Source organism: Pseudomonas sp. Eth.TT006 (genome assembly GCF_054456575.1).
Genome location: NZ_JBTJEN010000004.1, coordinates 134,465 through 157,148, shown reverse-complemented (window position 1 = coordinate 157,148; position 22,684 = coordinate 134,465). Strand labels below are relative to the sequence as shown.

Genomic DNA, 22,684 nt, shown 5'->3' with positions numbered 1-22,684 from the left:
CTCCTTGTCAGTTGACCTGCACCAGCCCGCCCTTGATGGTCAGCATGCCGCCGCCATCCACGGTCTGCGAGGCCGCGCCCTTGTTGGTCAGGCTGATCCCGGCGTCGTTGGTCAGAGTCGTGCCGGCCTTGTTGTCCAGTGAGGTGCCTGCCTGATTGGTCATGGCGGTGCCGGCCTTCTGCGTGAGCGAAGTGCTGGCGGAGGTCGCCAGGTCAGCGCCGCTCTTGATGGTGAAACTGCCGCCGCTTTGCAGGGTCAGGGTGCCGCTGACCTTGATGGTCAGGTTGCCGTCTACCGTCAAACTGTAGTCGCCGGTGACCTTGTCGGTGTAGTTGCCGCCGGTGCTGTGGTTCTGGTCGGCGCCGACTTTGACGGTGCGGCTGTCCTTCACATCGAGACTGTCGCTGCCGGTCTGGATCGTTACGCTGCGTTTGCCTTTCTCCAGCGTCACAGTTTCGTCGCCGTCCTTGACCGTGCGGGTGCGGGCGTTCTGCACCGTTAGCGTTTCATCGTGGCCGACGGTGGCGGTGGTGTCGTTGAGCACGTTGATCTTCAGGTCTTTCTGGGCCTGCAGGAAAACCTCCTCGGCGTCCTTCTTGTCCTCGAAACGCAGCTCGTTGAAACCGCCGCCACCCTTGGACGACTGTGTCTTGATCCCCGACTGGGTCTGATTGGCTGGCAGCGCATAGGGCAGGGCGTTGTCGCCGTTGTACACGCAACCGGTCACCAGCGGCCGGTCCGGATCGCCGTCGATAAAAGTCACGATGACCTCCTGACCGATGCGCGGCACGAACTGCATGCCGAAGCCCTTGCCGCTCCACGGCAGCACCACGCGCACCCAGCAAGAACTGGTTTCATTGTTCTTGCCGTCGCGGTCCCAAGGGAACTGCAACTTGATCCGCCCGTATTCGTCGGTCCAGATTTCTTCGCCAGATTTGCCGACGACCATGGCGGTTTGCGGATGCATGCGCGGTTTGGGTGTGAGGCGTTGCGGGCGAAACGGCGTGGCCTTGGGGATCGCTTCGAAACGGTTGCGATAGCTTTCATGGCTGGCATCGTGGGTGACCCGCGTCACCACCCAATCGATGTTCAGGCTCGCGTCATCGTGGCCATCGAGGGTGAACCAGTGCCCCGGAATCAGCCAGCGGCAGTCACTTTCGCCGACGAAGCGTTTCTCTTCACTGCGCAACCCGTCGACGCGTTGCTTGGTCAGCGTATCGCCGCGTGCCTTGGCGTTGTAACCGCCGGGATGCTCATAGATCGAACGCGGCCCGGCGACGGCCTCGGCCTGGCCGTAGAGTGAAGTGGTCGGCGTTGTGAACTCGTAATCCATCGCCTTGTACACCCCGGCCACGGCCTGCAGACACACCTGGCCCGAACGGATGCCATGCAACTCACGCTCACCCATTTGCTGACCCAGATACTTGACCTTCGGGCCGTTGGGGATCTGCACGAAGGCGTCATTGCTGTCTCCGAGCACCAGCGTGTGCTTGCCGTCCTCATGGGTGAAAAACCAGAAAATGCCTTCCTCCTCCAGCAGCCGCGAGACAAAGGCGAAATCGGTTTCGCCGTATTGCACGCAATATTCACGCGGGGTGTAGCTGCCGGTCAGCGAGAGTTTGAAATCGCTGAAACCGTGGTCCCTGAAGATTGTGGTGACGATGTCGGAGGTGGCGAGGTTCTGAAACACGCGGTTATTGCTGGCTAGCGTCAGCCACCAAAGCCAGGGTCTTAATAAAAGCTGATACCGCTCGGCCGTGGCGTCGGCGGGGAGTTGGCGAATTTCGGCGACCAATGCGTCGAACGGGCGTAGTTGCGCGTCGTTGTGAAAAGTCGTAGTGACGTGGCTGGCGACGGCACTGGTCAGGGTGAGTGAGGTGCCGTCGTTGAGGCCGTTGAGGGTTTGCACGCCTAATAGGTTCAGGGATTCGTCGCCGGACAATGACTCAGGGTAAAGCGCCGACAGTGAAATGGCGCTCAGGGAGAGCGAGGTGTTGCTGTCGGTGGAGCGTGCCATGCAGTTATCCTTAGTTAAGATTGAAGAGTCAGGGCCCAGAACCCTGATGGTGACGTTTCGTGCTGGTGAACTGTGCTTGACCTATTAACTCTATGGGCGATCTTTTTCTATAGACCTGTGATGTCATAGTTTTTCGTGATCAGTACGGTTTTCAGATTTTCAGGGAAGGCGTCGATAGAAGTTACAGCTACTTTATAATAACTTCCGTCGCCCTTGCCTGTTCGACTCCATTCCACCTTGTGAGTGACATGGTTATTGAAAATAATGATGCTGATACCCCTGAATTTGTCTTTGGTACTATGACTTCCCATTTCGTCAAACTTCTTGCCCTCTTCGAAAAGAAAGTTTTTGGTGTGGTCGACGCCAGGTTGGTCACCAATCTTTGTTTCAGTTTCCGTTCTTGAACAGGCACCACCATCATCATAGTAAGGGCTTTTTTTCGAAGCGGCCTTTCTGGGCATCACATCAACATCCCAGTCAAGTGCATCCGGTTTTGAGTAGCCAGAAATATCGGTAACGTAATTATTTACCTGAGGCCCCTCCAGCCACTTCAGTGTTCTGGATTTGAACTGGATCATCTTGCCGTTGGGGGATTTGATCGTGAATAAAATTCCGCGAGTTAACGTTTGGCTAAGGCTTTTACCTATTGCCGAGATGTCTTCGTCAACGTCCACTCTAAGTTTGGAATCGTCAAATACCATTGCCATATTTCTCTGCTCCATGAGTGAATGCACGGCCACTGCGTGTCGAACGTTGGAAAGTCGGTATCGAGTGCTATCACGCCTTTGTTTAGTCGTGCCGATCAAATAGGTGATTCGTTATAGCCACCTGCACTAGTCTGTGGATTACTTCGCTGTTGCCATTCAATGAATGACTCGCCATACACTTCAAGAGATTCGAAAATCTGTCCCTGCCCAAATGCTCCTGCCGGATTAGGTACGCCTGAAAGGATCGCTTTGATGGTGGGTTGCAATGACCCTCCAATCAGATTGACCCGTGCGGCGTAAATTCTGATGCGGCGCGGCAGAAAAGCCATGGAACGATAAAATCGCCCATACTCACGCTCCACCCAGCGCAACGCTCTGCATGTCAGGAAGTAAATTCTATCGGGGTTGAGCATCGCTAACGCGTCAACCAGATCCTGAGAGTTCACACATCTTGCGGGCGGGCTAGTCAAGGGGTGCCCGGCCGCCTGAGGGTTTTTTATCCCTGCATTACCATGGCCCATCCAGAACACAGTGTTAGGTCCTGGGTGATGCATGGTCTGCTGGCGAATGTTGTGCAAGCTGGCTGGTGATATGCGGTTGTTCACGAACAAAACATTGATAACGATTGCTCCGGTACCCGCAAAGAGTCTGGGCGCACGACTGCCCTGATCGTCCGAATTGTGTAGCACAATGATTGCCATGATCCCGATCCTCCTTGAGGTGCCTGAGGACACCTGAAAATGAAGTTACTCCAACACCCACTCCGCCAACTTCCCCGTCACCTGCGTCATCAACACATTCTCGACATCCCTTGCACCCGCCGCGCTGCACTTGGCGAGCACCGCTTTGACAATTCCCGAATCAAACTCGAACTGTTTGCCGGTCGCAGCCTTGTAGCGGCCACGCAATTTCTCCAGCTTCGCCAACACAATCCCTTCCAGCGTCGCCTCATCCAGCGGCCGATACGCGACCACGGTCATCCGCGCCAGAAACGCCGGGCGGAAGGCTTGCAGCAGGACTTTGTGCAGCGCCTCGTTGAACACTTCCGAGCCGAGTTGCGCAGTCGGTGTATCGAGCAATAGTTCGGCGCCAACGTTGCTGGTGGCGAGCATCACGGTGTTTTTGAAGTCCACTACCAACCCGGTGCCGTCCTCCATCAAGCCTTTGTCGAACACGTTGTAGAACGCCTCGAGCACATCCGGATGCGCCTTCTCGATTTCGTCGAGTAGCACCACCGAGTAGGGCTTGCGGCGGACGGCTTCCGTCAGCACGCCACCACTGCCGTAACCGACATAGCCGGGCGGGGCGCCCTTGAGTTGGCTGACGGTGTGGGCTTCCTGATATTCCGAGAGATTGATGCTGATCAGGTTGCGCTCGCCGCCGTACAAGGCATCCGCCAGCGCATACGCGGTTTCGGTTTTGCCGACGCCGGTGGGGCCGACCAGCAGGAACACACCGACCGGCTTCTGTGGGTCGGTGAGCCCGGCGCGATACGCCTGCAAGCGCTGGGCGATGGTCGCCAGCGCGGTGGTCTGACCCATTACGCGCAAGCCCATGCGCTGACCAAGCGTACGTACCGCATGAGCCTCGTCGGCGAGCATTTTGCCGACGGGAATGCCGGTCCAGCCCGCAATCACGGCGGCTACGGTTTTGGTATCTACCTGTTCGGGCACCAGCGGATCATCCTGGCGAATTGCATCGAGCCCGGCCTCCAGGCGCAGCAGTTCAGCGGCCAGATGATCGATGCGGCTGTCGGTGGCTTCATCCGGTTTTTCGCTGTCGGCGCGTTCGCTCAAGGTCAGTAATTCACGCCGGGTATCAAGCAGTTCGCGCACGGCAACGCGTTCTTCACTCCAGCGGGTTTCCAGTTCGCGAATGGCCTGGACGTTGCTCTTCGATTCACTTTCCAACAGTGTGATGCGCTCACGGTGATCGAGGCCGGTGGCTTGTTCGCGGCGCAGGCGTTCGACTTCATCCTTGAGGCTGTTTTGCCGGTGACGCAGGCTTTCCAACGGTGGCGGCACGTCGTGCTGGCCAAGGGCGACCCGGGCGCAGGCGGTGTCGAGGACGCTGATGGCTTTGTCCGGTAGCTGGCGACCGGAGATGTAGCGATGCGAGAGTTTCACCGCTTCGTGGATCGCCGCGTCCAGCACTTGCACGCCGTGGTGCTGTTCGAGTTTGGCAGCCACACCCCGGAGCATTTCCACGGCGGTCATTTCGTCCGGCTCTTCAACCTGCACCAGTTGAAAGCGACGGGCAAGGGCCGGGTCTTTCTCGAAATATTTTTTGTACTCCATCCAGGTCGTGGCAGCGAGGGTGCGCAATTCGCCCCGAGCCAGTGCCGGCTTCAAAAGATTGGCCGCATCGCTGCCGCCTTCGGCACCGCCAGCGCCGATCAAAGTGTGGGCTTCGTCGATAAACAGAATGATCGGTTTGTCGGCACTGCGTACCGCGTCGATCACCCCTTTCAAACGCTGTTCGAATTCACCTTTGACCCCGGCGCCTGCCTGCAATAAACCCAGATCAAGCACGCGCAGACTGACTTCCTGCAACGACGGCGGCACGTCACCAGCGGCAATACGCAAGGCCAGGCCTTCGACCACGGCAGTTTTGCCGACACCTGGGGCGCCAACCAGAATCGGGTTGTTCTGCCGGCGGCGAAGCAGAATGTCGATGCACTGACGGATTTCGCCGTCGCGCCCCACGATCGGATCGATGCGACCGGCATGGGCGTCGGCGGTCAGATCCTGCGTGTATTGATCGAGTACCGAATCCTGGCGCGGCGCGGGATTTCCAGAGCTCGCTGAACGCGGGCCGATATGTTCGCGGGAATTTTCCGTCCACTCCAGCAGGTTCGCCCGCAGCGTTTCCTTGGGAATCCGCAGCAGCGACGAAGCACTGTTGAGCAACAGACTGCGACGCTCGTCGCGGTCGATCAACGCCAGTAATAACAGCCCGGAACGAATGCTTTCGAGGCCCAACACGCTGGCCTGCACCACCGCATCTTCCAGCAACCCTAAAGTCTGCGAGGACAACGCCGGTGTGCGAGTGCTGCCGGCCTTGAACAGATCCAGCGCCTTGTTGATTTCCGCCGTCAGCGCATCCCGCTCCAGGCCGAAACGCGGCAGCAAAAAGGCAAAATCCCCACCCTCAATGTCCAGCAGTTCCAGCAGCAGATGCTCGAGCTCGACAAAGTGATGCCCGCGTTGCAGACAGCGCTGGGCCGCGCGTTCGAGGGCGCGGCGGTTGTCCGGGTTGAGGCGTCCGATCAGGCTGGCCAGTTCCATGTCAGGTGATCTCCAGCTGACGAAGGCGGGTTTCAATGCGCTGCACGGCGAGGCTGGCCTGACGTTGCAAGCCTGCGTTCCAGCTCAGCAGGGCCGGCGTCTGGCGCGCCAATTTCATCGGCACCGCACCACGCACCAGCAGCACCAGCGTCACGTCCAGATCGGGGCCGAAATACAAGCCGGCGAGGCTGGCCAGTGCCGGATGCGCTTCGCCGTCCGGCAGAAAGTCTGCGGCCTGCGTCGAGGGCAGGGGGCCGAGGGTCAGGCGAATGCCGGCGTGTTCATCCCAGACCCGCGTGCCGGCCACCGCCGTGCGTCCAAGTTGCAGGTTGCGTCCGCCGGGCTTCATCAGGCTGCGACGGGTCGGCGGAATCTCTCGCCAGGCACCTGCATAGGCATTCAGCTCCACCGATACGGCGAACTGTTCACGGACAATAGCGGCGAATCCGGCCAGCGAGCGCCGACCATCGGCATACAGCGCGGTGCAGGCCAGAACGGCGCAGTCCGGGATGGCCTGACGTTCCTGCAACGACTTGGGCAGCAATCCGGTGAGTGCGCGCAATTGCGCCTGCACCGGCGATGCGCTGGGGGTAACGAAACCCAAGGCGATCCGGTGCTTTTTCATCACTTTGTAGAGCAGGCTGAGCAGCCGATGCTGGAACAGATCGAGGAATTCGGCCGGCGCATGGTCCTTGGCCCGCTCCCGCTGTTGCAGCCATTCCTGGTAGGCGTAGGGCAAGGGACCGTCGGGGCCGCCGAGGCCGAACATCGGCGTGTCGAGCGTGAGCGGCAGGCCCGGTTCTTCGCGCAGATTTTCGATCTGGCTGGTGGGGAACAGCGGGGTCAACGGTCCGCGCAATTTCAACGCTTCGGCCTGCGGCGACGTGCCGCTGCCCAACGAATCGGCTTGCGGTTGTTCGCGCTCAAGCAGCAGCAGCGCCTGCAGCCACTCGAACGCCTGCGGATCGCGGCGCAGTCGCTGGCCCAGCGTCAGAGCGACAGGGGCATGCCGGCTTGGGGTTGCCATGCCTTGACCTCCTTGTCGCCCTGCATCAATACCGTGCGCACGAAGCGATTGGCCGTGGCGTACACCGAAAAGAATTGCCCCAGCACTGCAGAAAACAACACCGCGCTGCTACCGACAAAGTGCTGCGGATCGAGCTGCAGTTGCACCTCCAGGCCATTGCGCCAGCCGCGCCAGGCGTCGGCGCCTACATGCCCGATCACACGCTCGCTGCGCAGACTCAGCAATCCTTCGATCTGCCGCAACGCGCTGGTTTCCTCGCGCAGGTTGTGCAGGTGCAGAATCTCCTTGAGTGCGTCCAGTGCCTGCGGACCTTCAACCAGCGACAAGTGATTGAGGGTCAGTTGCGACACCAGCCGCCAGCGCGAATCGCCGTCCAGACGCGGCAGACTCTGGGGGCTCGGCGGGTTGCGCAGGCGTGCCCAGGCAATGGGTCCGGGGCGTTCGAAACCCAGCGCTGTGCCGGCGGGCAGGCTCTGCGCCAGGTGGCGGTTGGTGCACAGCAGTTCGGCAGTAAGGCTGAAGTCCGGCAGTTCGGTCAGCGGGTCGAAGCGGGTGTCGACCACACTCACCAGCAGGTCGCTGCCGAGCCGGTTCGGCGTTTTGCCGCTAACCCGTCGTGCATGCCAGTAACGCTGTTGATCGCCGCCGCTGTGCTGGCTGCCGTAATACGCCGGCAGCCGTTGCACGCCGTTGCCGGAACTGGCGCGCATGCTGCGAATACTGTGGATTTCAACGCTGTTCTCGCGGTGACTGTCGGCCACCAGACGGTACTCGCTGCGGGTGCCGTCCGGACGCAGCGGCTCGGACGTACGCGGGAACAGGTTGATCGCCGGGGCGCAACCCAGTGCGATGTCACTGGCCTGCAAATGCAGGCGACTGCTCGGGGCTCGGTCGAAAACGATGTACAGGTACAGCGTCTGACTGTCGCTGCTGACACCGCGCATCGGCAAATCGAAGAAATGAAACTTGTCCGGGAACGCGAAGTACTCGGCCAGCAGACGCATGCCCGGATGCACGCCATCCTCGTCCGGCAGCAGGACTTCCTCATCGCTGAAGCCGACAATCTTCGGCAATCCCTTCAACTGCAGCGGAATGCTCCCGGGCGAACCGGCCAGCACCTGCACCGCATGGGCGCCGAGCAAGTCATACAGGCAGGCGTTGATCACCGGTGAGGCCGCCAGATGAACGCGCAGATGTTCAATGCCCAACGCGGACCAAGGGGTTTCGCCCAGGCAACGCAGACTCAGGCGCAAGGCTGAACGCGATTGCGCTACGCCGGTCAGTGCCTGGGCTTCATCGCTGCCGAGCAATAGCGCTTCGCTGACTTCTATCGGCCACAAGCGTACGGCGGCCGAGGTGCGAAAATGGATGCTCTCGCCTTTGCCGGTGGTGACGAACAGCGGTGTGTCGCGGGGCAGGGGATAACCGCCGTCGAGGTTGCCTTTGCTCGGGTCGGGCTGGAACTGGACGATGGCGCAGGAGGGCAGTGGTCTTACGGCCAACGGATACAGCTGTTCGAGCAGGGCGTCGCTGAACTCGGCGTAGTCGTCGTCGAGTCGGCGCTGCAAGCGCGCGGCAAGCAAGGCAAAGCCTTCGAGCAAACGTTCGACGTGCGGGTCGGGACACTCGCCGGGTGACAGTTCCAGACGTCGCGCGACTTTTGGATAACGCTCGGCGAACTGGCTGCCGGCGTGGCGCAGCCAGGTCAGTTCGCGCTGGTAGTAATCGAGCAGTTGCGCATCAATCGAGTCGCTCATGGCGCACCTCCAAGCCTTCACCGCCGGGCTCGATGACAAACGCCACCGGCCAGTGTTGCAGGCCGCTGCGCAACTCGCCGACCAGGCGAATGCTCAAGCGTTGCGGTTGCTCGGGCAGGGGATTGACCTGGACTTCGCCCAGGTTCAGACGCGGTTCGAAATGGCTGACGGCTTCGCGGATATCTCGCGCCAGTCGACGTCGATCATCGCTGCGCTGTTGTTGCAGAGCGCTCCAGTCGGCGATGCCGTAGTCGATCACGCTCGGTGCCTGCGTCAGTGCGCGCGAGCCACGGCGGGTATTGAACAGGCGCCCGAGCTCGGCATGCACCGAGTCGAGCAAATCCTGCTGACTGAATGCCCGCTCGCCGTCAGCCTCGCCAGACGCGAGGCGTTCGAACAGCGGCGCGCGCCTACCGATGTCTGCCATGGCCGGGACGCCGGGTTAACTGACGAGCTTGTTGGCGGCCATGTCCCACGTCGACGCGGCCGTGCCTTCCTTGGTGCCATCGTCTTTCTGCGCGGTGAGTTCCCATTTGATCTTGGTGAAGTTCAGCGACAGGGTTTCCACCGGCTTACCCCCGGTACCGCCGCTGACACTGACATTGGAAATGACCACGTTGGTCAGGGTGTAGATGATGAACGGCAGAAGTTGCCCACTGCCTTCAGCGGCGTTGCGCCCGATGGTGATCTTGGCTTCCGGAATCGGTTTGCCGGCGCAGCAGTATTCGTTGAGGGACGGCGTCGAGGTGTCGACGAATTTGGTCAGGGTGAACTCGCCGACATGCGGCTTGCCCGAGGTTCGTTCCGAGTTGCTGACGTCGTTGGTCACTTGCATGGCCACGTTGTGGCTGTAGGACATGACTTCGATCTTGTCCGCATAACCTTCGAGCAGGCTGTCGCCTTTGATGTCGCCGCCGAGGTCGAGAATGATTGCATCCATCGCTTGAAACTCCTGAAGAAAATCACATTAGGCAAATGGGCTGAACACTGAGCACTGAACCTGTGGCGAGGGGATTTATCCCCGATGGGGTGCGAAGCAGCCCCAACAAAACAGGGCCGCTACGCAGCCCATCGGGGCGGTGCGACGTTTCGCTGAATCCCCTCGCCACACGGTTTTTTCTTGAGCGTCAAGCCGCAACCGGCGGCGGCAATGTCGCCACCAGGCGGATCGACGCTGTCAGTTCCTCAAGCTGGAAGTGCGGCCGCAGGAACACCGTCGCGCGGTAGGCCCCCGGTTTGCCAGCAACCTCGGTGACGTCCACCCGCGCCTCCCGCAACGGGTACTGCGCCTTGATCTCCTGCGGTGCGTTGTCGTTGATCAGCACATAGTCGGCGATCCAGTTGTTGAGGTAGGTCTGCACGTTGTCGCGAGTCATGAAGCTGCCGACCTTGTCGCGCATGATCACCTTCAGGTAGTGGGCAAATCGCGAGGCCGCCAGCACATACGGCAACATCGCCGAGATGCGTGCGTTGGCATTGGCCTCGTTGGTGTTGTAGACCTTGGACTTGTTGGTGGTCTGGCCACCGAAGAAGACGGCGACGTCGCTGTTCTTCTTGTGGCACAGCGCGATGAAACCAAGGTCGTTGAGCTCCTTCTCGCGACGGTCGGTGATTGCCACTTCGGTCGGGCATTTCAGTGACAAATCACCGGAGCTGGTGCGGAAGGTATGCGCCGGCAGACCCTCCACCGCGCCGCCGCCTTCAGCGCCACGGATCGCCGCGCACCAGCCGTATTTGGCAAAGGCTTCGGTGATGCGTTGCGACAGCGCCCACGCGGCGTTGCCCCACAGGTATTTGCTGTGGTCGGTGCCGTTGACGTCCTCGACGTAGTTGATGCCTTCCACCGGTGCGGTGTCAGGACCGTAAGGCAGGCGCAGAAGGAAGTGCGGCAGCACCAGCGAGACGTAACGCGAGTCTTCACTCTCGCGGAACGAGCGCCACTTGATCAGTTCCTGGCTCTCGAAAACTTTCGACAGATCACGCGGCACCGCCAGTTCGGTGAAGCTGTTCATGTCGAACAGCCGCGGGCTGGCGGCGGCAATGAACGGGGCGTGCGCAGCGGCGGCGACGTTCGACAGTTTTTCCAGCAGGCCGATGTCCTGCGGGTGCCGGCCAAAGGTGTAGTCGCCTACCAGCAGGCTGAACGGATGGCCACCAAAGGTGCCGTATTCCTCTTCGTAGATCTTTTTGAATAGCGCGCTCTGGTCGAATTCGACGGCTTTTTCCAGGTCGTTCTGCAGTTCTTTCTGCGTGACGTTGAGCAGGCGCAGTTTCAGCCGGGTACTGGTTTCGGTGTTCTGTACCAGCATGTGCAGGCCGCGCCACGACGCTTCGAGTTTTTGCAGGTCGGGGTGGTGCAGGACCTCGTTGAGCTGGGCGCTGATCAGTTCGTCAATCTTGCTGATGCGGTCGTTGATCATCGCCACGGTGTCCTTGTCGATGGCCATGCCTTCGTCAAGTACCTGGGTGGCGAATTCCGCGAGCATGTCGCGGGCATAATCCTGCTGACTGTCATCGTGGGCCATGCGGCCCTCGGCGATGATCCGGTCGAGCAGGGACAGGGTTTCGGCTGCAGCGTTGTCGCTGGCTTGATTCTGGGCGGCGGCGGGCATGACGGATGCTCCCTCGATTAAGTGGACGATCAGGCTTGCGGTTCGGCCGGGGCCTCGGCGTCAGCGGCCGGGGTAGCGGTGTCCGGGCGGGCCGATTTGATTTCCTGCAGGCCTTCGGTGTTGGCGATGACGTCGCGCAACAGCTTGTCCAGGTCATCGTTGCCGTCGAGTTTGGTCAGCAGATCGCGCAGGCGCTGACGGGCTTCGAACAAACGCCGCAGCGGAGTGATCTGCTCCACCACCTTGACCGGGTCGAAGTCGTCGATGTGTTTGAATTTCAGCTCGATGTTGAGCTTGCTGTCGTCGCCGCTGAGGGTGTTGTTGACTTGCAGCGTGGCGCGCGGGCCGATGGAGGCGAGGACCTCGTTGAAATTGTCGCGGTCGATTTCGGTGAAACGGCGTTCGGTCAGTTTTGCCAGTGGTTCAAGGGGCTTGCCCGAGAGGTCGGCCAGAATACCGACCACCAGCGGCAATTCCTTTTTCTCGATAGCGTTGCCGATTTCGACGTCATAGGTGATTTGCACTCGGGGCGGGCGAACCCGGTCGAGCTTGTGCTGGGTACTTTCTGCCATGGCGGCGGACTCCGATGCGATGGGCGGGCGCAATGCATCGGGGCGGCCCGTTCATCGCTTTCCCTTGCTGGACCACAGGTTAGAAAGGGTGGCAGATGACCTGTCGTTCCTTTGACAAACCTTCCTCATTCGGCTGTAGGAACCGAACTACCCAAGACGCTAGAACAGGTCTATAAAAATGCAAGCGAAAAACATTTTTGGACTGTCTCGCGAAAAGGAAAATTCATTTTGTCTGGACGACTTTTTCTAACAATCGGGTTTGTCTTGCTCGCCGGCTGTTCGTTGTTCGGGCCGACAGTGAACCTCGACAGCCTGACCCTCGATGTCGCGCCCAAGGCCAATGACGACACGCCGATTGCCGTGGATTTCATCGCTGTCAACGATCCAGACCTGCTCAAACAACTGTCGGGCATCAGTGCCGGGCAGTGGTTTGCCGAACGTGAGCAGTATCAGCGCGACTATCGTCAGCTGATGAGCGTGTGGGGCGTGGAGCTGGTTCCGGGGCAATTCATCGACCGCCAGCCCTTTCCGTTGGGGGGCAGGAAGGCCGCTGGACTTTTGGTCTTCGCCAGCTATAACACACCCGGTGCGCACCGCTTGCGGCTGGACGATCAGAGTGAGGCGTGGCTCAAGTTCGACAGTCGCGAGATGAGCCTGGTCAGCAAGGAAAACTGAAACACACCGCCCGCCGCCGGCTTGCGGCAGGGTCGAAGGGAGTCGTATGAGTCTGCTACCTGACGCGGTTTGCTGGCACGAAGGCATGCAATTGCTGCCCCAGCATTTTCAGTTGCAGGGCTTGCGTGCCGAGGCCCTTGGCGCGCACCTGGCGCAAGCGTGCAATCCGTGGTTCTGGGGCGTCAATCGCATGGAGTTCGATCCCTCGGCCCTGAGCGCCGGTGTGGTTCGGGTGCTGGCGTTGCAAGGCACCATGCCCGACGGTTTACCGGTGGAACTGCACGCGGGCATCGGCCCGGTCGTGGAACTGGATGTCGGGCAAGCGATCAACGAAACCGACGATGCCACCGTCACCGTGTACCTGGCGATCAGCCCGCTGTGGCGCGCCGGGCAATTGCTGCCACTCAAGGGTCGTTTGCAGTCGGTGGTTGGCGAGGCGCTACCCGACCTCACCAGCGGCGAATTCCCTGAATCGATCACCGTGTGGCGCCCCAATCCGCGCCTGTGCACGCAACTGAACAAGGCCGATTCGATTTGCCTGCCGTTGCTGAGAATCCGCAAGGAGGGCGGTGGTTTCCTGGCATTGGCTTACACGCCGCCGACGCCGCTGCTGTTGCCCGAGTCGCCGCTGGGTCGGCGGATTGCCGGATTGTGCGCGCGGGCGCGGGAGAAATGCATGTTCCTTGGTGGTCGTTTGCGCCAGGCGCAGCAGGCCGGCAATCAGGACGATGCGCTGGAAATCCGTCGGCAACTGACGGCGTTGTGGGCACGCTTGCCGGAAGTCGAAGGCGCACTCAACAGTCGTGTCGCCCATCCGCAAAACCTCTATGTGCAATTGTTGGGGCTGGCCGGCGCGTGGTCGGCGCTCGATCCGGTGGCCGGAGTGCCAGCCTTCGCAGCGCTGGATTTCCTGGAGCTGCAACGTGGTTACGACGCGGTGCTCAACTGGCTGGAAACCACCCTTGAACTGATCCGCGCCGGCTATCGCAGCCTGCCATTCGAACGTGGCGAACAGAGCTTCTCCATCCAGTTGCCGGACGAGCAACCAAGCCAGCGCCTGGTCATCGGTCTGCGCATGCCCAACGGTGCCAGTGAGCAGGCTGCCGGGGAGTGGCTGCGCAGCGCGATCATCGCCTCGGTGCCGCATATCGCCTTGCTCAGTCGCCAGCGCATGAGCGGTCTGAGTCATCAGGCGATGAGCCGCAGCGAGCAGGTTGCCTACAGCGTCGGCGAGGACACGCGGCTGTTTGTGGTGACGGCCGAAGGCGCGTGGTTCGACGCACAGTTGCCGCTGATGATCGCCGCGCCCGCCGCGAAGTTGACCAGCAGCCCGTGGCAAGTGGTGCTGTTTGTTGCACAGACCAGTGAAAGTGCCTGATCACACAAGGAACGCAGCATGTCGGAAGGGACTGCCGGGGCCGCAACGAGAAATCCGGGTTTGCAGGACGCGCCGCTCAGCAGCGCCTTTCGGCAAACGTGGCAGCAATGGTCTTTGGACTGGAGCCTGTTGCCCAAGGACAGCGAGGACGAGGCCGCACTGGTCGATACGGTCGTCGAACTGTCGACCCAGGCCTCGCAACGCTTGTGGCGCACGGCGTATTCGCGGGTCGGCGATTCGGCCACTGAGCAGGTCAAGGCGCTAGTCTATGCCTTCGTTGCGCTGGTGGACGAAACCCTGTTGTTCAGCCCGTGGCCGGGACAAGCGGCGTGGCAAGGCAAACCGTTGGAGTCGCGACTGTATTCCACGCGTCAGGCCGGCGAACAATTGCCGGCGGCGATTCAAACCCTGCTCGCTGAACAACAACCAGCCACTCGCGATCTGGCCAATGTCTACCTGCAATGTCTGATCCTGGGGTTTTATGGGCGACTGCGCGGCGAACACAGTCAGGTGCAACTGGAAAAGTGGCGGCTGGCGCTATTCAACTTCGCCTGGCAAGGCGAAGCGGATTACGCCGATGTCAGTCAGCGTCTGGTGCAACCGTCACAGGTCGCGCCGTTGCAGCTACCGGTACGCACGGCGTTACCGGACGGCTTTCGCCTGGCGCTGGGGGTCGTGGCGATGATTCTGCTGCTGACCGGCATCGGCCAGTTTCTGTGGCGCGACATTCGCTCGGAACTGGAGCCAATGCTGCAGGTGCCTGATTCGGTAGCAGCCCCGGAGCAAGAGTCATGAGCACTTTGACGATCGTCGCGTGGGTGGTCGCGCTGTTGTTGCTGCTGGTGATCATCGCGGTCGCGGTGTGGTGGCTGCGGACCCGGAGCGGCGCGGCGATCCGCAGTTTTTACGCTTCGGTGCGGCACATGGAGCAAGAACAGGGCAGCCACAATCGCTACCAGATGCCGTGGTTGTTGATGCTCGGCGATGAAACCCAGGGCACGCAGCTGGTCAACGAATGGCACTTGCAACCCACCGACAAGCCGGCCTGGTTCGGTCGCTGGTGGTCGGACCCCGAAGGCGCGGTGCTGGTGGTGCCGCAGGCGTTGTTTCTGCCTGAAGACGGTATGCACTTGCAACGCGGCGGCTGGTGGCGCCTGCTCGGACTGATGGTGCGTCTTCGCAGCAAGCGTGCGCTGGACGCGGTGATCTGGACGGTACCGGTCAGTCGCCTGGGCAATCTGGAACAGGCCACCCAACTTGGGCTGGCGGCGCGCCGCCGCTTCATCGACCTGTTGCAGCGTTTCGGCCTGACTCTGCCGGTGTATGTGATCGTCACCGGGCTGGAAGAGTTGCCGGGGTTTCAGGAGCTGCTCAGCGCGTTGCCTGACGAGGCGCGCGAGCGCACGTTAGGCTGGTCATCGCCCTACGCCCGCGACGCGGTGTGGCAAGGGCAGTGGAGCGACCAGGCACTGGATCGATTGCACCGCGCGGTCGCTGAAGCGGTGATCGAGATCGGTACGCTAAGCGGACAGCTGAGTGCCGATCTGTATGCCTTGCCGGAGCGTCTGGAGACATTGCGCCGTGGCTTGCAGAACGTGCTTGAACCGGTGTTTCAGGGTAACGCTCAGGGTGAGGCACCTTGTTTTCGCGGGGTGTATCTGACGGCCAGTCAGCCGTCGGAAGATGCGCTGGACGGTTTTTCCGCAGACGACAGCGGTGTGCAGCGCAGTGCCTTCGTGCGCCAGTTGTGGCGCCAGCGGCTGGTCGGCGAACGGGGCCTGGCGCAGGGCGTGCCGCGTCTGTTGCGTTTGCGCCAGCGCTGGCAGCGGATTACCGCCGGTGTCGCACTGGTGGTCGGCGTGGCGTGGGCGGTGGCGATGGTTTGGGTCTGGCGCGACTCGGTGCGCGACGCTCACGAACTGGCGCGGCTGATGCAGGGCGCGCAGAAGAGTTACGTCGCGGTCACTGACGAAGCACACCGCATCGAACCGACCCGGCGCAATGTGCAGAGCTTCTGGCGGGTGCTGGAAAAAGCCCCGCATTGGCATTACGTCTCGCTGGTGTACCCGACATCGTGGTTTTCTTCTTTCGATACCCGGGTCGAACAGGAACTGTACCGGGCCACTCAACGCCATATGCTGGTGCCGCTGCACGATCTGCTGGTCGCGGGGCTGGCGAAAATCAAGACCATTCGCAGCACCGACCGGCGCAACAGCATCGAAAGCGAAGACCCGGCGCAGTGGCAGAACTATCAGAAAGCGACCGACCTGGTCGATCGCGCGCTGCGTCTGGAACAACAGAACCAGTTGTTCGGTGAAGTGCAGAACAACCGGCGGGCGCCGTTGGACGACTTGGTGCAACTGAGCAACAGCGCGCTGTCGCTCAACCTCAACGCCGCCGCGTTGCCTCACGCCGCTTACTACAATCGGCTGCTGGCGGCGGGAGACGGTGATGATCTGCAAGCGCTGGACCTGGGCACGGACCGGCCGCAGATCGTCAACAATTTCACTGGACTGATGGAGCGCTGGCTCGATCAGTATTTCCTCGCCGACAATTTTGTCAGCAAGGCCGGTTACCTCAAGCTGCATCTGGAGCGACTGGAGGCCGGCAGCGGCAACAGCCTCAGCGAGCTGGAGGATTTACGTGCGCTGATCGATGACCTGCAAGCGGCTGTCGCCCTGACCAACTCGACCTGGAGCCGTGGCAAGGGCCAGGAACTGGTGCCGGGCTATCGGGATTTCCTCGACAAGGTGCGCAAAAGCGCGCTGCTCGGACCCACCGTCGAGCAGCAACTGGACCAGCAGGCGAGCAAACTGCAGCAGAGCTTTCGCGATCAGTGGATCGCCCAGGTCGGTACACGCGCTAACTTGCTGGTGCAGCAGGGCAGCGGGCAACTGGCGTTGCAGGAACAGGTGGTCAAACTCGACAACGCGCTGCAGGCGCTGTTCAAGCGCGATTTCGTGTCGATCGCGATGCGTGCCTCGCAAGACAACGTCAACCTGCAGGGCCAGACGGTTGACGGCGACGACCTGAATACTTCGCTGAGCTACTTCGCCAGCTATAAAAACTATGTTGCCGAAGAATTGCCGCGCATCCCGCCGGTGTATCGCGATGCGCTGTTGCAAGCTGCCGAAACGGCGGCCGCGCAGGCCATGTGGCTGAGCCTCAAGGATCACAATGACCAGACTCAACCCTATGCCGTGTTCAATGTGAAAGCCGAACAGGCGATGGCCCTGCAGAAGGCTTTCGTCGAAGTGCATCGCAGCGATCTGGCGTCGCGCCTGCAAGGGGCGTTGAACCGGCGGGCATTGGCGCAGATCGTCAGTGGTCTGGAGGAAATCACCGCGCAACCGTTGTTCGGCGGGCGTACCGAAATCAGCCAGTGGGACGGTTCGAAAAACCTCGGTCTGCAACTGTACGGTGCCAGCGATGTGCAGGACCTGAAGTTGAGCCTCAAACAGCAGTTCAACACCATGCTCGGCATCACCGAACGTCGCGCGTCGGCGCTGCAATGGCTGATCACCCAGCAAGGCAATCTTTCGGCACTGGATTACGAGCGTGTGACGCAGTTCAGCGCGCTCAACGATGAATTGCTCAAATACAAGGACGCCAACCCGGCGAGTTCTCCGGCGCAGATCGAACAACTGGTCAGCCGGGATTTCATCGAGATGGACAGCGGTTCCTGCCTGCAGGTCCTGCAAACGGCGAATCTGGCGGGCGGGCGTGGCACCCTGGCGATGCGCGCGGTCGAGTTGCAGCAGTCGGCGCTGCAGCGCTGCCAACTCCTGCAACAGCAGCAAGCGGCGGCGGCGTGGAATGAGCTGGCGACCTATTTCAATCAATACCTGGCCGATCGCTTTCCGTTTGCCAACGGTGTGCAGGCGCAGGATGCCGATCCGGCGCGGGTGCAGCACTTTCTCGAGATCATCGACAAGCGTCTGCCGGTGGCGCAGGCCGGACTGGTCCTGAGCCAGGCCCCGGAACGGCTGGCGGCCGAAGACTTTCTCAATCGTCTGAAACAGGCCAGCGAGTGGCTGACACCGCTGTTTGTGCGTGACAAGAGCGGCATTCTCGGGGTTGAACTGGATGTGCGCTGGCGCACTGACCGCGAGGAAGAGAAGGGCGCCGATCAGGTGATTGCCTGGGGGTTGCTGGCGGGTAATCAGCAGATCAACTATCCCGCAGCGCAACAGCCGAACCTGCGCTGGATGGTCGGCCAGCCGGTGCGGCTGACCCTGCGCTGGGCACGCAACGGCAAGGAGCGTCCGGTCAACGATCCGTTGCAACCGAACCTGGTGGTGCGCGACATGGAGGCTGGTTGGGAGTACGGCGGGCCGTGGTCGCTGCTGCGACTGATGCGCGCGCATTTTTCCGTGCAGCGTCAGCCGAACCTCGATTACACCGACTTTCCGCTGGCGTTGCGCCTGCCGGTGACGGCCGCGACGGATAGCGTGACCAGTGAATTCACGCGAATGTTCGTGCGTGTGTCGCTGATGAGCCAGGGTTCGAAATTGCCGCTGGCGATCTCGCCGCTGCCGACACGGGCACCGCGCTCACCCTATCAACTGACCGGCACCACCGCCGCCCTGGATCCCCGAAACGAGGAGGGCCTGTGAGCCTGCCATCGACGACGTTGCCGGACCTGATCGATCAGTTGCTGGCGCCCATCAGTGCCGAGCACCCCTGCGGCGCGGACTTGCGTTACGAACGTGAGTTCGACCAACTGCGCGACCTGCGCCGTGAAGATGACACGAGTTTGCCGACCGGGGTCTGGCAGTCGGCAATCAAACGGGCAAACTGGCCTGAGGTGGAAAAAATCACCACTACTCTGCTGCTGGAGCGCAGCAAAGACCTGATGCTCGCCGCGTGGCTGGGCGAGGCGTGGCTGCATCTGCAAGGACTGGACGGCTTGCCCGGCAGCCTGGCGCTGATCGCCGGCCTGTGCGAGCGCTATCCCGAGCAACTGCATCCGCAGGCTGAGGATGGCGATCAGTCGTGGCGGGTGATACCGCTCGAATGGCTGGTGCGCCGCTACAGTGAAATCCTGCTGACCCGAGTGCCGTTGTTCGGCACCCGCAACAGTGATTTCGAGGTCTACACGCTGGACGTCTGGCGTCGCTTGCAGGTGCAGCAGGTCAAGGCCAACGACAGTAAAAATGCCAAGGCCTCGTCTGACATCGCGCGCAACGAACAGAAGAAGCTCGACGAGCAGATACGTGTGACGCCGATGGCGTTCTGGCTGCGCATGCAGGGTAACTTGCTGCTGAGCCTGCAACATCTGCAGCGAGTGGATGCCTGGAGCGATGCGTATCTGGGCGATCAGGCGCCGGGGTTGCGTCCCTTGCAGGAAACCATTCAAGCCTCGCTGACGCTGGTTCAGGAGTTCATTGCCATGCACCCACAACAACCGGCAACACCAGTTGTTGAGCTTGAGGCGCCTGTCGCCGTGGCGCGGCCGGTGGAAGACGTCCCGGCCACGCAGGTGTTGCGTGAACCGGCGAGTCGCGAAGAGGCTTATCGGCAGTTGCTGTTGATCGCCGAGTTCCTCGCCCGCACCGAGCCGCACAGTCCGGTACCTTATCTGATCCGGCGCGGGGTCGAATGGGGCAACAAGCCGTTGAGCGAACTGCTCGGCGAGTTGATCTCGGCAGACGCCGAATCGCGGCGCCTGTGGACTTTGCTCGGGGTGCTTTAGTGCACGCGCTGATTGCCCAGACGCGGTGGCAGGGCAATCGGTGTCAGTACCGGCTGCCCGGAAAAGAACGCGACGAGGTTTTTCCCCACCAGCTCCACCGTGCCTTGGGTGGCTTCCGGTGAAAGGCCGGCAACGTGCGGCGTGAGAATCACGTTGCTTAAGGTTTTCAGCGCATCCGGCACCTGCGGTTCGTGATCGAACACATCCAGCGCCGCGCCGGCAATGCGCCGTTGTTCAAGGGCGGCGATCAGGTCCGCCGTGGCGACCACGCTGGCGCGGGCGATGTTGACGATGAAGCCGTTCGGGCCGAGGGCATCGAGCACCGCGCGGGTCACCAGATGTTGGGTGCCGATGCCGCCGGGTGTAGCCACGATCAGAAAGTCCGAGGCCCGCGCCAATTCGGTCGGTGTCGAGCAGAACACGTAGGGCACATCGCTGCGCAACTGACGGTTGTGGTAGCTGATCTGCATGTCGAAACCGAGGTGGGCACGCCTGGCAATCGCCATGCCCACCGCGCCGAGGCCGAGAATGCCCAGGCGTTTATTGGCCAGCGACGGGCGCATGATCTTCGGCCATTCATCCCGGCGCACCGCCGCGTCGCAGCGCGGAATGTCGCGCACCAGGGCCAGGAGCATGGCCATGGCATGGTCGGCCACCGACGAAGCGTTGACTCCGGCGCCGTTGGTCACGGTGATGCCGCGGTCGCTGGCGGCCTGCAGGTCGACCTGTTCGTAACCGGCGCCGATCACCGTGATGATTTTCAGGATCGGCAGGGCCGCGATCTCGTCGGCGGTCAGACCCAGCGGACCCCGGGTCAGCACCGCATCGATCCGGGCACCGTGACTGGCGATGGCTTGCGCGCGCTCGGCCGGGGTTGGCGCGAGGATCAGATGAAAACCCTGATGCTCGAGGATCGGCAGATAGTCATTGATGGTTTCAACCAGTACCAGAACGGTGGCGGGCATTGCGCGGCTCCTGTTGATCAATGGCGGTTCGGTCGCGAAAGTCGTGTCAGAGTGCTGATTGCGGAGCGGTTTGGCAATGCTGGCGGCGGTCCCGCCTCAGCCAGTGTAGGAGCTGAAACGGGAAGCGCCCGGACGTTCGTCAGAAGCCCGCGTCGGCGCTGTTGATCAGCCGCGCAAATGCTCCGCCGAGAGTGGCGTTGTGGTGCTCGATGATGACTTGGGCGGGTAATGTCGGGGTGTCCATGCATGTGTGGGCGTCGGCCACCAGCAAAGGCTTGAAGCCCAGATCGACAGCGGCGCGGCAGGTGGCGTCGATGCAGAACTGAGTCTTCATGCCGACCAGGTACAGCTCGTCGATCTGCGCAGCGTTGAGCAACTGCGCCAGGTCAGTGCCGTGGAAGGCATTGGGCCTGGATTTGTTAAACAGATGGTCGGTATCAGCATTCAGTTCGAGTTCCGGCAGCAATTGCCAGAAGGGGCTGTCGGCGGCAATCGGCGAACCTGCCGGGCCGGTATGGCGTACAGCGTAGATCGGCACGTGCTGCTGACGCGCCCGGTGGATCAGATGCCGGATGTTGGCGAGCACGCGTTCGCCGTCGTGGGGTTTCTCCGGGCCATGGAACAGACCGACCTGCATATCGACAATCAATAGTGCTGCGGACATGGTGCTTCTCCTTGAGGGCTGCAAGTGCCGCACGGACGGGAGAAACAACAAGGCCCCGTCCATTGCTGGCGGGGCCTTGGGTTCACTGCGCTGGATTCACCTCAGGCAGCCACGCCACGACCCGCCGGTAGCGGTCGTGGTGGTGCGGGTAAGGTGCTGCGAGCGAAGGTTCATGCGCCGATCATGCGGGTGGCGGAGAAGGGCTGTCAACCGCGTATTGAGCAATGCCGTTGCCGAACGACCAGTTGTCCTTTTTGACTTCCACCAGATTGATGAACACGTCCTCCAGGCGAATGCCCAGTTGGCTGTTCAGGTTGTGCGCGATGGTCTGGAACAGGGCTTTTTTCTGCTCCAGCGTGCGGCCTTCGCTGAGGGTGATCTGGATGATCACCAACTGATCGCTGCGCTGTATGCCCAAATACTGCGGGTCGAAGATGAAATGCTCGCCGTTGTGCTCGTTGAGGATCTGGAAGTTGTCGTGCTCCGGCACATTGATGGTGTTGCGCAGGGCGGCGTAGATCTGCTCGCCGATGCGTTTGGCGAAGGTGGGGTCGGTGTGTTTTCGGATGTCGACGCGAACGAGGGGCATGGGCAGAACCTCCGTGGGGCAGGGGACCCCTCTCACGCTAGAACATGTCGGGGAAATTGAAAGTGGAGAGGTGTTGAATCTGCTGCTGGTTTTGTATGAGGCACCCTACGAAATTCGGGGATTTTGCCTACGAATATGGCGGAGACGTCTGCTATCGGGCTAGAGACGTTTGCGAAATCATATGGGAACGAAACAACGTGTGCAGTGACTGCTAACGGCCAAGGAAGGCGAATGCTCAAGAACGATCTTGAAAATCTGGAACTCGACAGGCTGGAGAATGAGGCAAGAAAGCTTGTGGCTGAGAGAAAAAAGCTAATGGCGGAGGAGAAAAAGCTTAATCGAGAGACAAATTTATATCCGTTCGCCGTGTTGGCTGGTGTGGTGACAGCAATCACTGCAGTAGCACGTGTTTTCTTCAAGTTTTGACTATTCGCTCGCAACCGCCGGATTCATGGCCAAAAAGGAAACCCACATGAGTACTTATGATCGCAAAGCAAGAATGGAAGAAATGGAACGAGAGCACGAGGAGTGGGAAGAAAGGATGCGTATTAAAAACAAGGGCGATATGTACCCCATTTGGGGGTTGCTGGCGTTCGGCCTGTATTGCGTGTCACTCGGATTTCTCTTGGCTCGATCCATCTGATCAGATCTTGCCATTCCAATCAGCGCTGAAAACTTGCCTAAAAACGACACCTAACGTACCGCTAGCCGACATCTATTTCCCCAAAAACGACAACCC

Annotated in this window: 20 protein-coding genes; 7 read left to right on the top strand and 13 right to left on the bottom strand. The window is 60.9% G+C overall.

Annotated elements, in window-relative coordinates; genetic code table 11:
- Positions 1-7 precede the first annotated feature (7 nt).
- The 10 genes from ACXR0M_RS08415 to tssB all read right to left on the bottom strand — a co-directional run bounded on the left by ACXR0M_RS08415 (position 8) and on the right by tssB (position 11,979).
- A complete protein-coding gene (locus ACXR0M_RS08415; protein ID WP_458831471.1) occupies positions 8-2,017 on the bottom strand; it encodes a type VI secretion system Vgr family protein in 2,010 nt (669 codons plus the stop codon).
- A 107-nt stretch (positions 2,018-2,124) separates the two neighbouring features.
- Positions 2,125-2,724 carry a hypothetical protein gene (locus tag ACXR0M_RS08410; RefSeq protein WP_458831470.1) on the bottom strand — a complete coding sequence of 200 codons (600 nt, stop codon included), beginning with the start codon at positions 2,722-2,724 and terminating at the stop codon, positions 2,125-2,127.
- A 95-nt stretch (positions 2,725-2,819) separates the two neighbouring features.
- Complete coding sequence (locus ACXR0M_RS08405) at positions 2,820-3,425, bottom strand: hypothetical protein (protein WP_458831469.1); 606 nt, start codon at positions 3,423-3,425, stop codon at positions 2,820-2,822.
- 45 nt (positions 3,426-3,470) lie between these two features.
- Positions 3,471-6,011: a type VI secretion system ATPase TssH gene (gene tssH / locus ACXR0M_RS08400; RefSeq protein WP_458831468.1), complete on the bottom strand. Its 2,541-nt coding sequence runs from the start codon at positions 6,009-6,011 to the stop codon at positions 3,471-3,473.
- Position 6,012: 1 nt separating this feature from the next.
- Positions 6,013-7,038, bottom strand: a complete 1,026-nt coding sequence (gene tssG / locus ACXR0M_RS08395; protein ID WP_458831467.1) for a type VI secretion system baseplate subunit TssG — start codon at positions 7,036-7,038, stop codon at positions 6,013-6,015.
- Positions 7,002-8,795: a type VI secretion system baseplate subunit TssF gene (gene tssF / locus ACXR0M_RS08390; protein WP_458831466.1), complete on the bottom strand. Its 1,794-nt coding sequence runs from the start codon at positions 8,793-8,795 to the stop codon at positions 7,002-7,004. The genes tssG and tssF overlap by 37 nt, the downstream gene beginning before the upstream one ends.
- Entirely contained in the window at positions 8,779-9,222 is a 444-nt protein-coding gene (gene tssE, locus ACXR0M_RS08385) for a type VI secretion system baseplate subunit TssE (RefSeq protein ID WP_458831465.1), read from the bottom strand. Before tssE ends, tssF begins: the two co-directional genes overlap by 17 nt.
- 15 nt (positions 9,223-9,237) lie before the next feature.
- Positions 9,238-9,735, bottom strand: a complete 498-nt coding sequence (locus tag ACXR0M_RS08380) for an Hcp family type VI secretion system effector (RefSeq protein WP_007958866.1) — start codon at positions 9,733-9,735, stop codon at positions 9,238-9,240.
- 187 nt (positions 9,736-9,922) lie between these two features.
- Complete coding sequence (tssC, locus tag ACXR0M_RS08375) at positions 9,923-11,407, bottom strand: type VI secretion system contractile sheath large subunit (RefSeq protein ID WP_458831464.1); 1,485 nt, start codon at positions 11,405-11,407, stop codon at positions 9,923-9,925.
- Between the two features lie 29 nt (positions 11,408-11,436).
- Positions 11,437-11,979, bottom strand: coding sequence for a type VI secretion system contractile sheath small subunit (gene tssB / locus ACXR0M_RS08370; protein ID WP_458831463.1), 543 nt, complete (start codon positions 11,977-11,979; stop codon positions 11,437-11,439).
- A 228-nt stretch (positions 11,980-12,207) separates the two neighbouring features.
- On the opposite strand from tssB, the gene ACXR0M_RS08365 reads away from it, so the two are divergent.
- Genes ACXR0M_RS08365 through tssA form a run of 5 tightly spaced genes read left to right on the top strand, consistent with a single transcriptional unit; the run spans position 12,208 to position 19,727 of the window.
- The gene (locus ACXR0M_RS08365) at positions 12,208-12,654 is read left to right on the top strand and encodes a type VI secretion protein (RefSeq protein WP_458831462.1); all 447 of its coding nucleotides are present in this window, start codon (positions 12,208-12,210) and stop codon (positions 12,652-12,654) included.
- Between the two features lie 46 nt (positions 12,655-12,700).
- The gene (tssK, locus tag ACXR0M_RS08360; protein WP_458831461.1) at positions 12,701-14,032 is read left to right on the top strand and encodes a type VI secretion system baseplate subunit TssK; all 1,332 of its coding nucleotides are present in this window, start codon (positions 12,701-12,703) and stop codon (positions 14,030-14,032) included.
- A gap of 18 nt (positions 14,033-14,050) precedes the next feature.
- The gene (locus ACXR0M_RS08355; RefSeq protein ID WP_458831460.1) at positions 14,051-14,827 is read left to right on the top strand and encodes a DotU/TssL family secretion system protein; all 777 of its coding nucleotides are present in this window, start codon (positions 14,051-14,053) and stop codon (positions 14,825-14,827) included.
- Positions 14,824-18,648, top strand: coding sequence for a type VI secretion system protein (locus ACXR0M_RS08350; RefSeq protein ID WP_458831459.1), 3,825 nt, complete (start codon positions 14,824-14,826; stop codon positions 18,646-18,648). The genes ACXR0M_RS08355 and ACXR0M_RS08350 overlap by 4 nt, the downstream gene beginning before the upstream one ends.
- Positions 18,645-19,727 (top strand): type VI secretion system protein TssA, encoded by a 1,083-nt coding sequence (tssA, locus tag ACXR0M_RS08345; RefSeq protein ID WP_458831458.1) that lies wholly within the window; start codon positions 18,645-18,647, stop codon positions 19,725-19,727. Before ACXR0M_RS08350 ends, tssA begins: the two co-directional genes overlap by 4 nt.
- Here tssA and ACXR0M_RS08340 read toward each other — a convergent pair.
- The 3 genes from ACXR0M_RS08340 to ACXR0M_RS08330 form a co-directional block, all read right to left on the bottom strand.
- Positions 19,724-20,692: a 2-hydroxyacid dehydrogenase gene (locus ACXR0M_RS08340; protein WP_458831457.1), complete on the bottom strand. Its 969-nt coding sequence runs from the start codon at positions 20,690-20,692 to the stop codon at positions 19,724-19,726. The genes tssA and ACXR0M_RS08340 overlap by 4 nt on opposite strands.
- A 139-nt stretch (positions 20,693-20,831) precedes the next feature.
- Complete coding sequence (locus ACXR0M_RS08335; RefSeq protein ID WP_458831456.1) at positions 20,832-21,356, bottom strand: cysteine hydrolase family protein; 525 nt, start codon at positions 21,354-21,356, stop codon at positions 20,832-20,834.
- Positions 21,357-21,537: 181 nt separating this feature from the next.
- The gene (locus tag ACXR0M_RS08330; protein ID WP_458831455.1) at positions 21,538-21,945 is read right to left on the bottom strand and encodes a tautomerase family protein; all 408 of its coding nucleotides are present in this window, start codon (positions 21,943-21,945) and stop codon (positions 21,538-21,540) included.
- Between the two features lie 231 nt (positions 21,946-22,176).
- Between ACXR0M_RS08330 and ACXR0M_RS08325 the strand changes: the two genes are divergently transcribed.
- On the top strand, positions 22,177-22,371 hold the full coding sequence (locus ACXR0M_RS08325) for a hypothetical protein (RefSeq protein ID WP_458831454.1): 195 nt from the start codon (positions 22,177-22,179) through the stop codon (positions 22,369-22,371).
- Positions 22,372-22,417: 46 nt separating this feature from the next.
- Positions 22,418-22,588 carry a hypothetical protein gene (locus ACXR0M_RS08320; RefSeq protein WP_458831453.1) on the top strand — a complete coding sequence of 57 codons (171 nt, stop codon included), beginning with the start codon at positions 22,418-22,420 and terminating at the stop codon, positions 22,586-22,588.
- Positions 22,589-22,684 lie beyond the last annotated feature (96 nt).

What these genes read in the sequence shown, in the direction of transcription:
- ACXR0M_RS08415 (WP_458831471.1), bottom strand. Translation starts at nt 2,017, where the DNA reads ATGGCACGCTCCACCGACAGCAACACCTCGCTCTCCCTGAGCGCCATT.
- ACXR0M_RS08410 (WP_458831470.1), bottom strand. Translation starts at nt 2,724, where the DNA reads ATGGCAATGGTATTTGACGATTCCAAACTTAGAGTGGACGTTGACGAA.
- ACXR0M_RS08405 (WP_458831469.1), bottom strand. Translation starts at nt 3,425, where the DNA reads ATGGCAATCATTGTGCTACACAATTCGGACGATCAGGGCAGTCGTGCG.
- tssH (WP_458831468.1), bottom strand. Translation starts at nt 6,011, where the DNA reads ATGGAACTGGCCAGCCTGATCGGACGCCTCAACCCGGACAACCGCCGC.
- tssG (WP_458831467.1), bottom strand. Translation starts at nt 7,038, where the DNA reads ATGGCAACCCCAAGCCGGCATGCCCCTGTCGCTCTGACGCTGGGCCAG.
- tssF (WP_458831466.1), bottom strand. Translation starts at nt 8,795, where the DNA reads ATGAGCGACTCGATTGATGCGCAACTGCTCGATTACTACCAGCGCGAA.
- tssE (WP_458831465.1), bottom strand. Translation starts at nt 9,222, where the DNA reads ATGGCAGACATCGGTAGGCGCGCGCCGCTGTTCGAACGCCTCGCGTCT.
- ACXR0M_RS08380 (WP_007958866.1), bottom strand. Translation starts at nt 9,735, where the DNA reads ATGGATGCAATCATTCTCGACCTCGGCGGCGACATCAAAGGCGACAGC.
- tssC (WP_458831464.1), bottom strand. Translation starts at nt 11,407, where the DNA reads ATGCCCGCCGCCGCCCAGAATCAAGCCAGCGACAACGCTGCAGCCGAA.
- tssB (WP_458831463.1), bottom strand. Translation starts at nt 11,979, where the DNA reads ATGGCAGAAAGTACCCAGCACAAGCTCGACCGGGTTCGCCCGCCCCGA.
- tssK (WP_458831461.1), top strand. Translation starts at nt 12,701, where the DNA reads ATGAGTCTGCTACCTGACGCGGTTTGCTGGCACGAAGGCATGCAATTG.
- ACXR0M_RS08355 (WP_458831460.1), top strand. Translation starts at nt 14,051, where the DNA reads ATGTCGGAAGGGACTGCCGGGGCCGCAACGAGAAATCCGGGTTTGCAG.
- ACXR0M_RS08350 (WP_458831459.1), top strand. Translation starts at nt 14,824, where the DNA reads ATGAGCACTTTGACGATCGTCGCGTGGGTGGTCGCGCTGTTGTTGCTG.
- ACXR0M_RS08340 (WP_458831457.1), bottom strand. Translation starts at nt 20,692, where the DNA reads ATGCCCGCCACCGTTCTGGTACTGGTTGAAACCATCAATGACTATCTG.
- ACXR0M_RS08335 (WP_458831456.1), bottom strand. Translation starts at nt 21,356, where the DNA reads ATGTCCGCAGCACTATTGATTGTCGATATGCAGGTCGGTCTGTTCCAT.
- ACXR0M_RS08330 (WP_458831455.1), bottom strand. Translation starts at nt 21,945, where the DNA reads ATGCCCCTCGTTCGCGTCGACATCCGAAAACACACCGACCCCACCTTC.
- ACXR0M_RS08325 (WP_458831454.1), top strand. Translation starts at nt 22,177, where the DNA reads ATGCTCAAGAACGATCTTGAAAATCTGGAACTCGACAGGCTGGAGAAT.
- ACXR0M_RS08320 (WP_458831453.1), top strand. Translation starts at nt 22,418, where the DNA reads ATGAGTACTTATGATCGCAAAGCAAGAATGGAAGAAATGGAACGAGAG.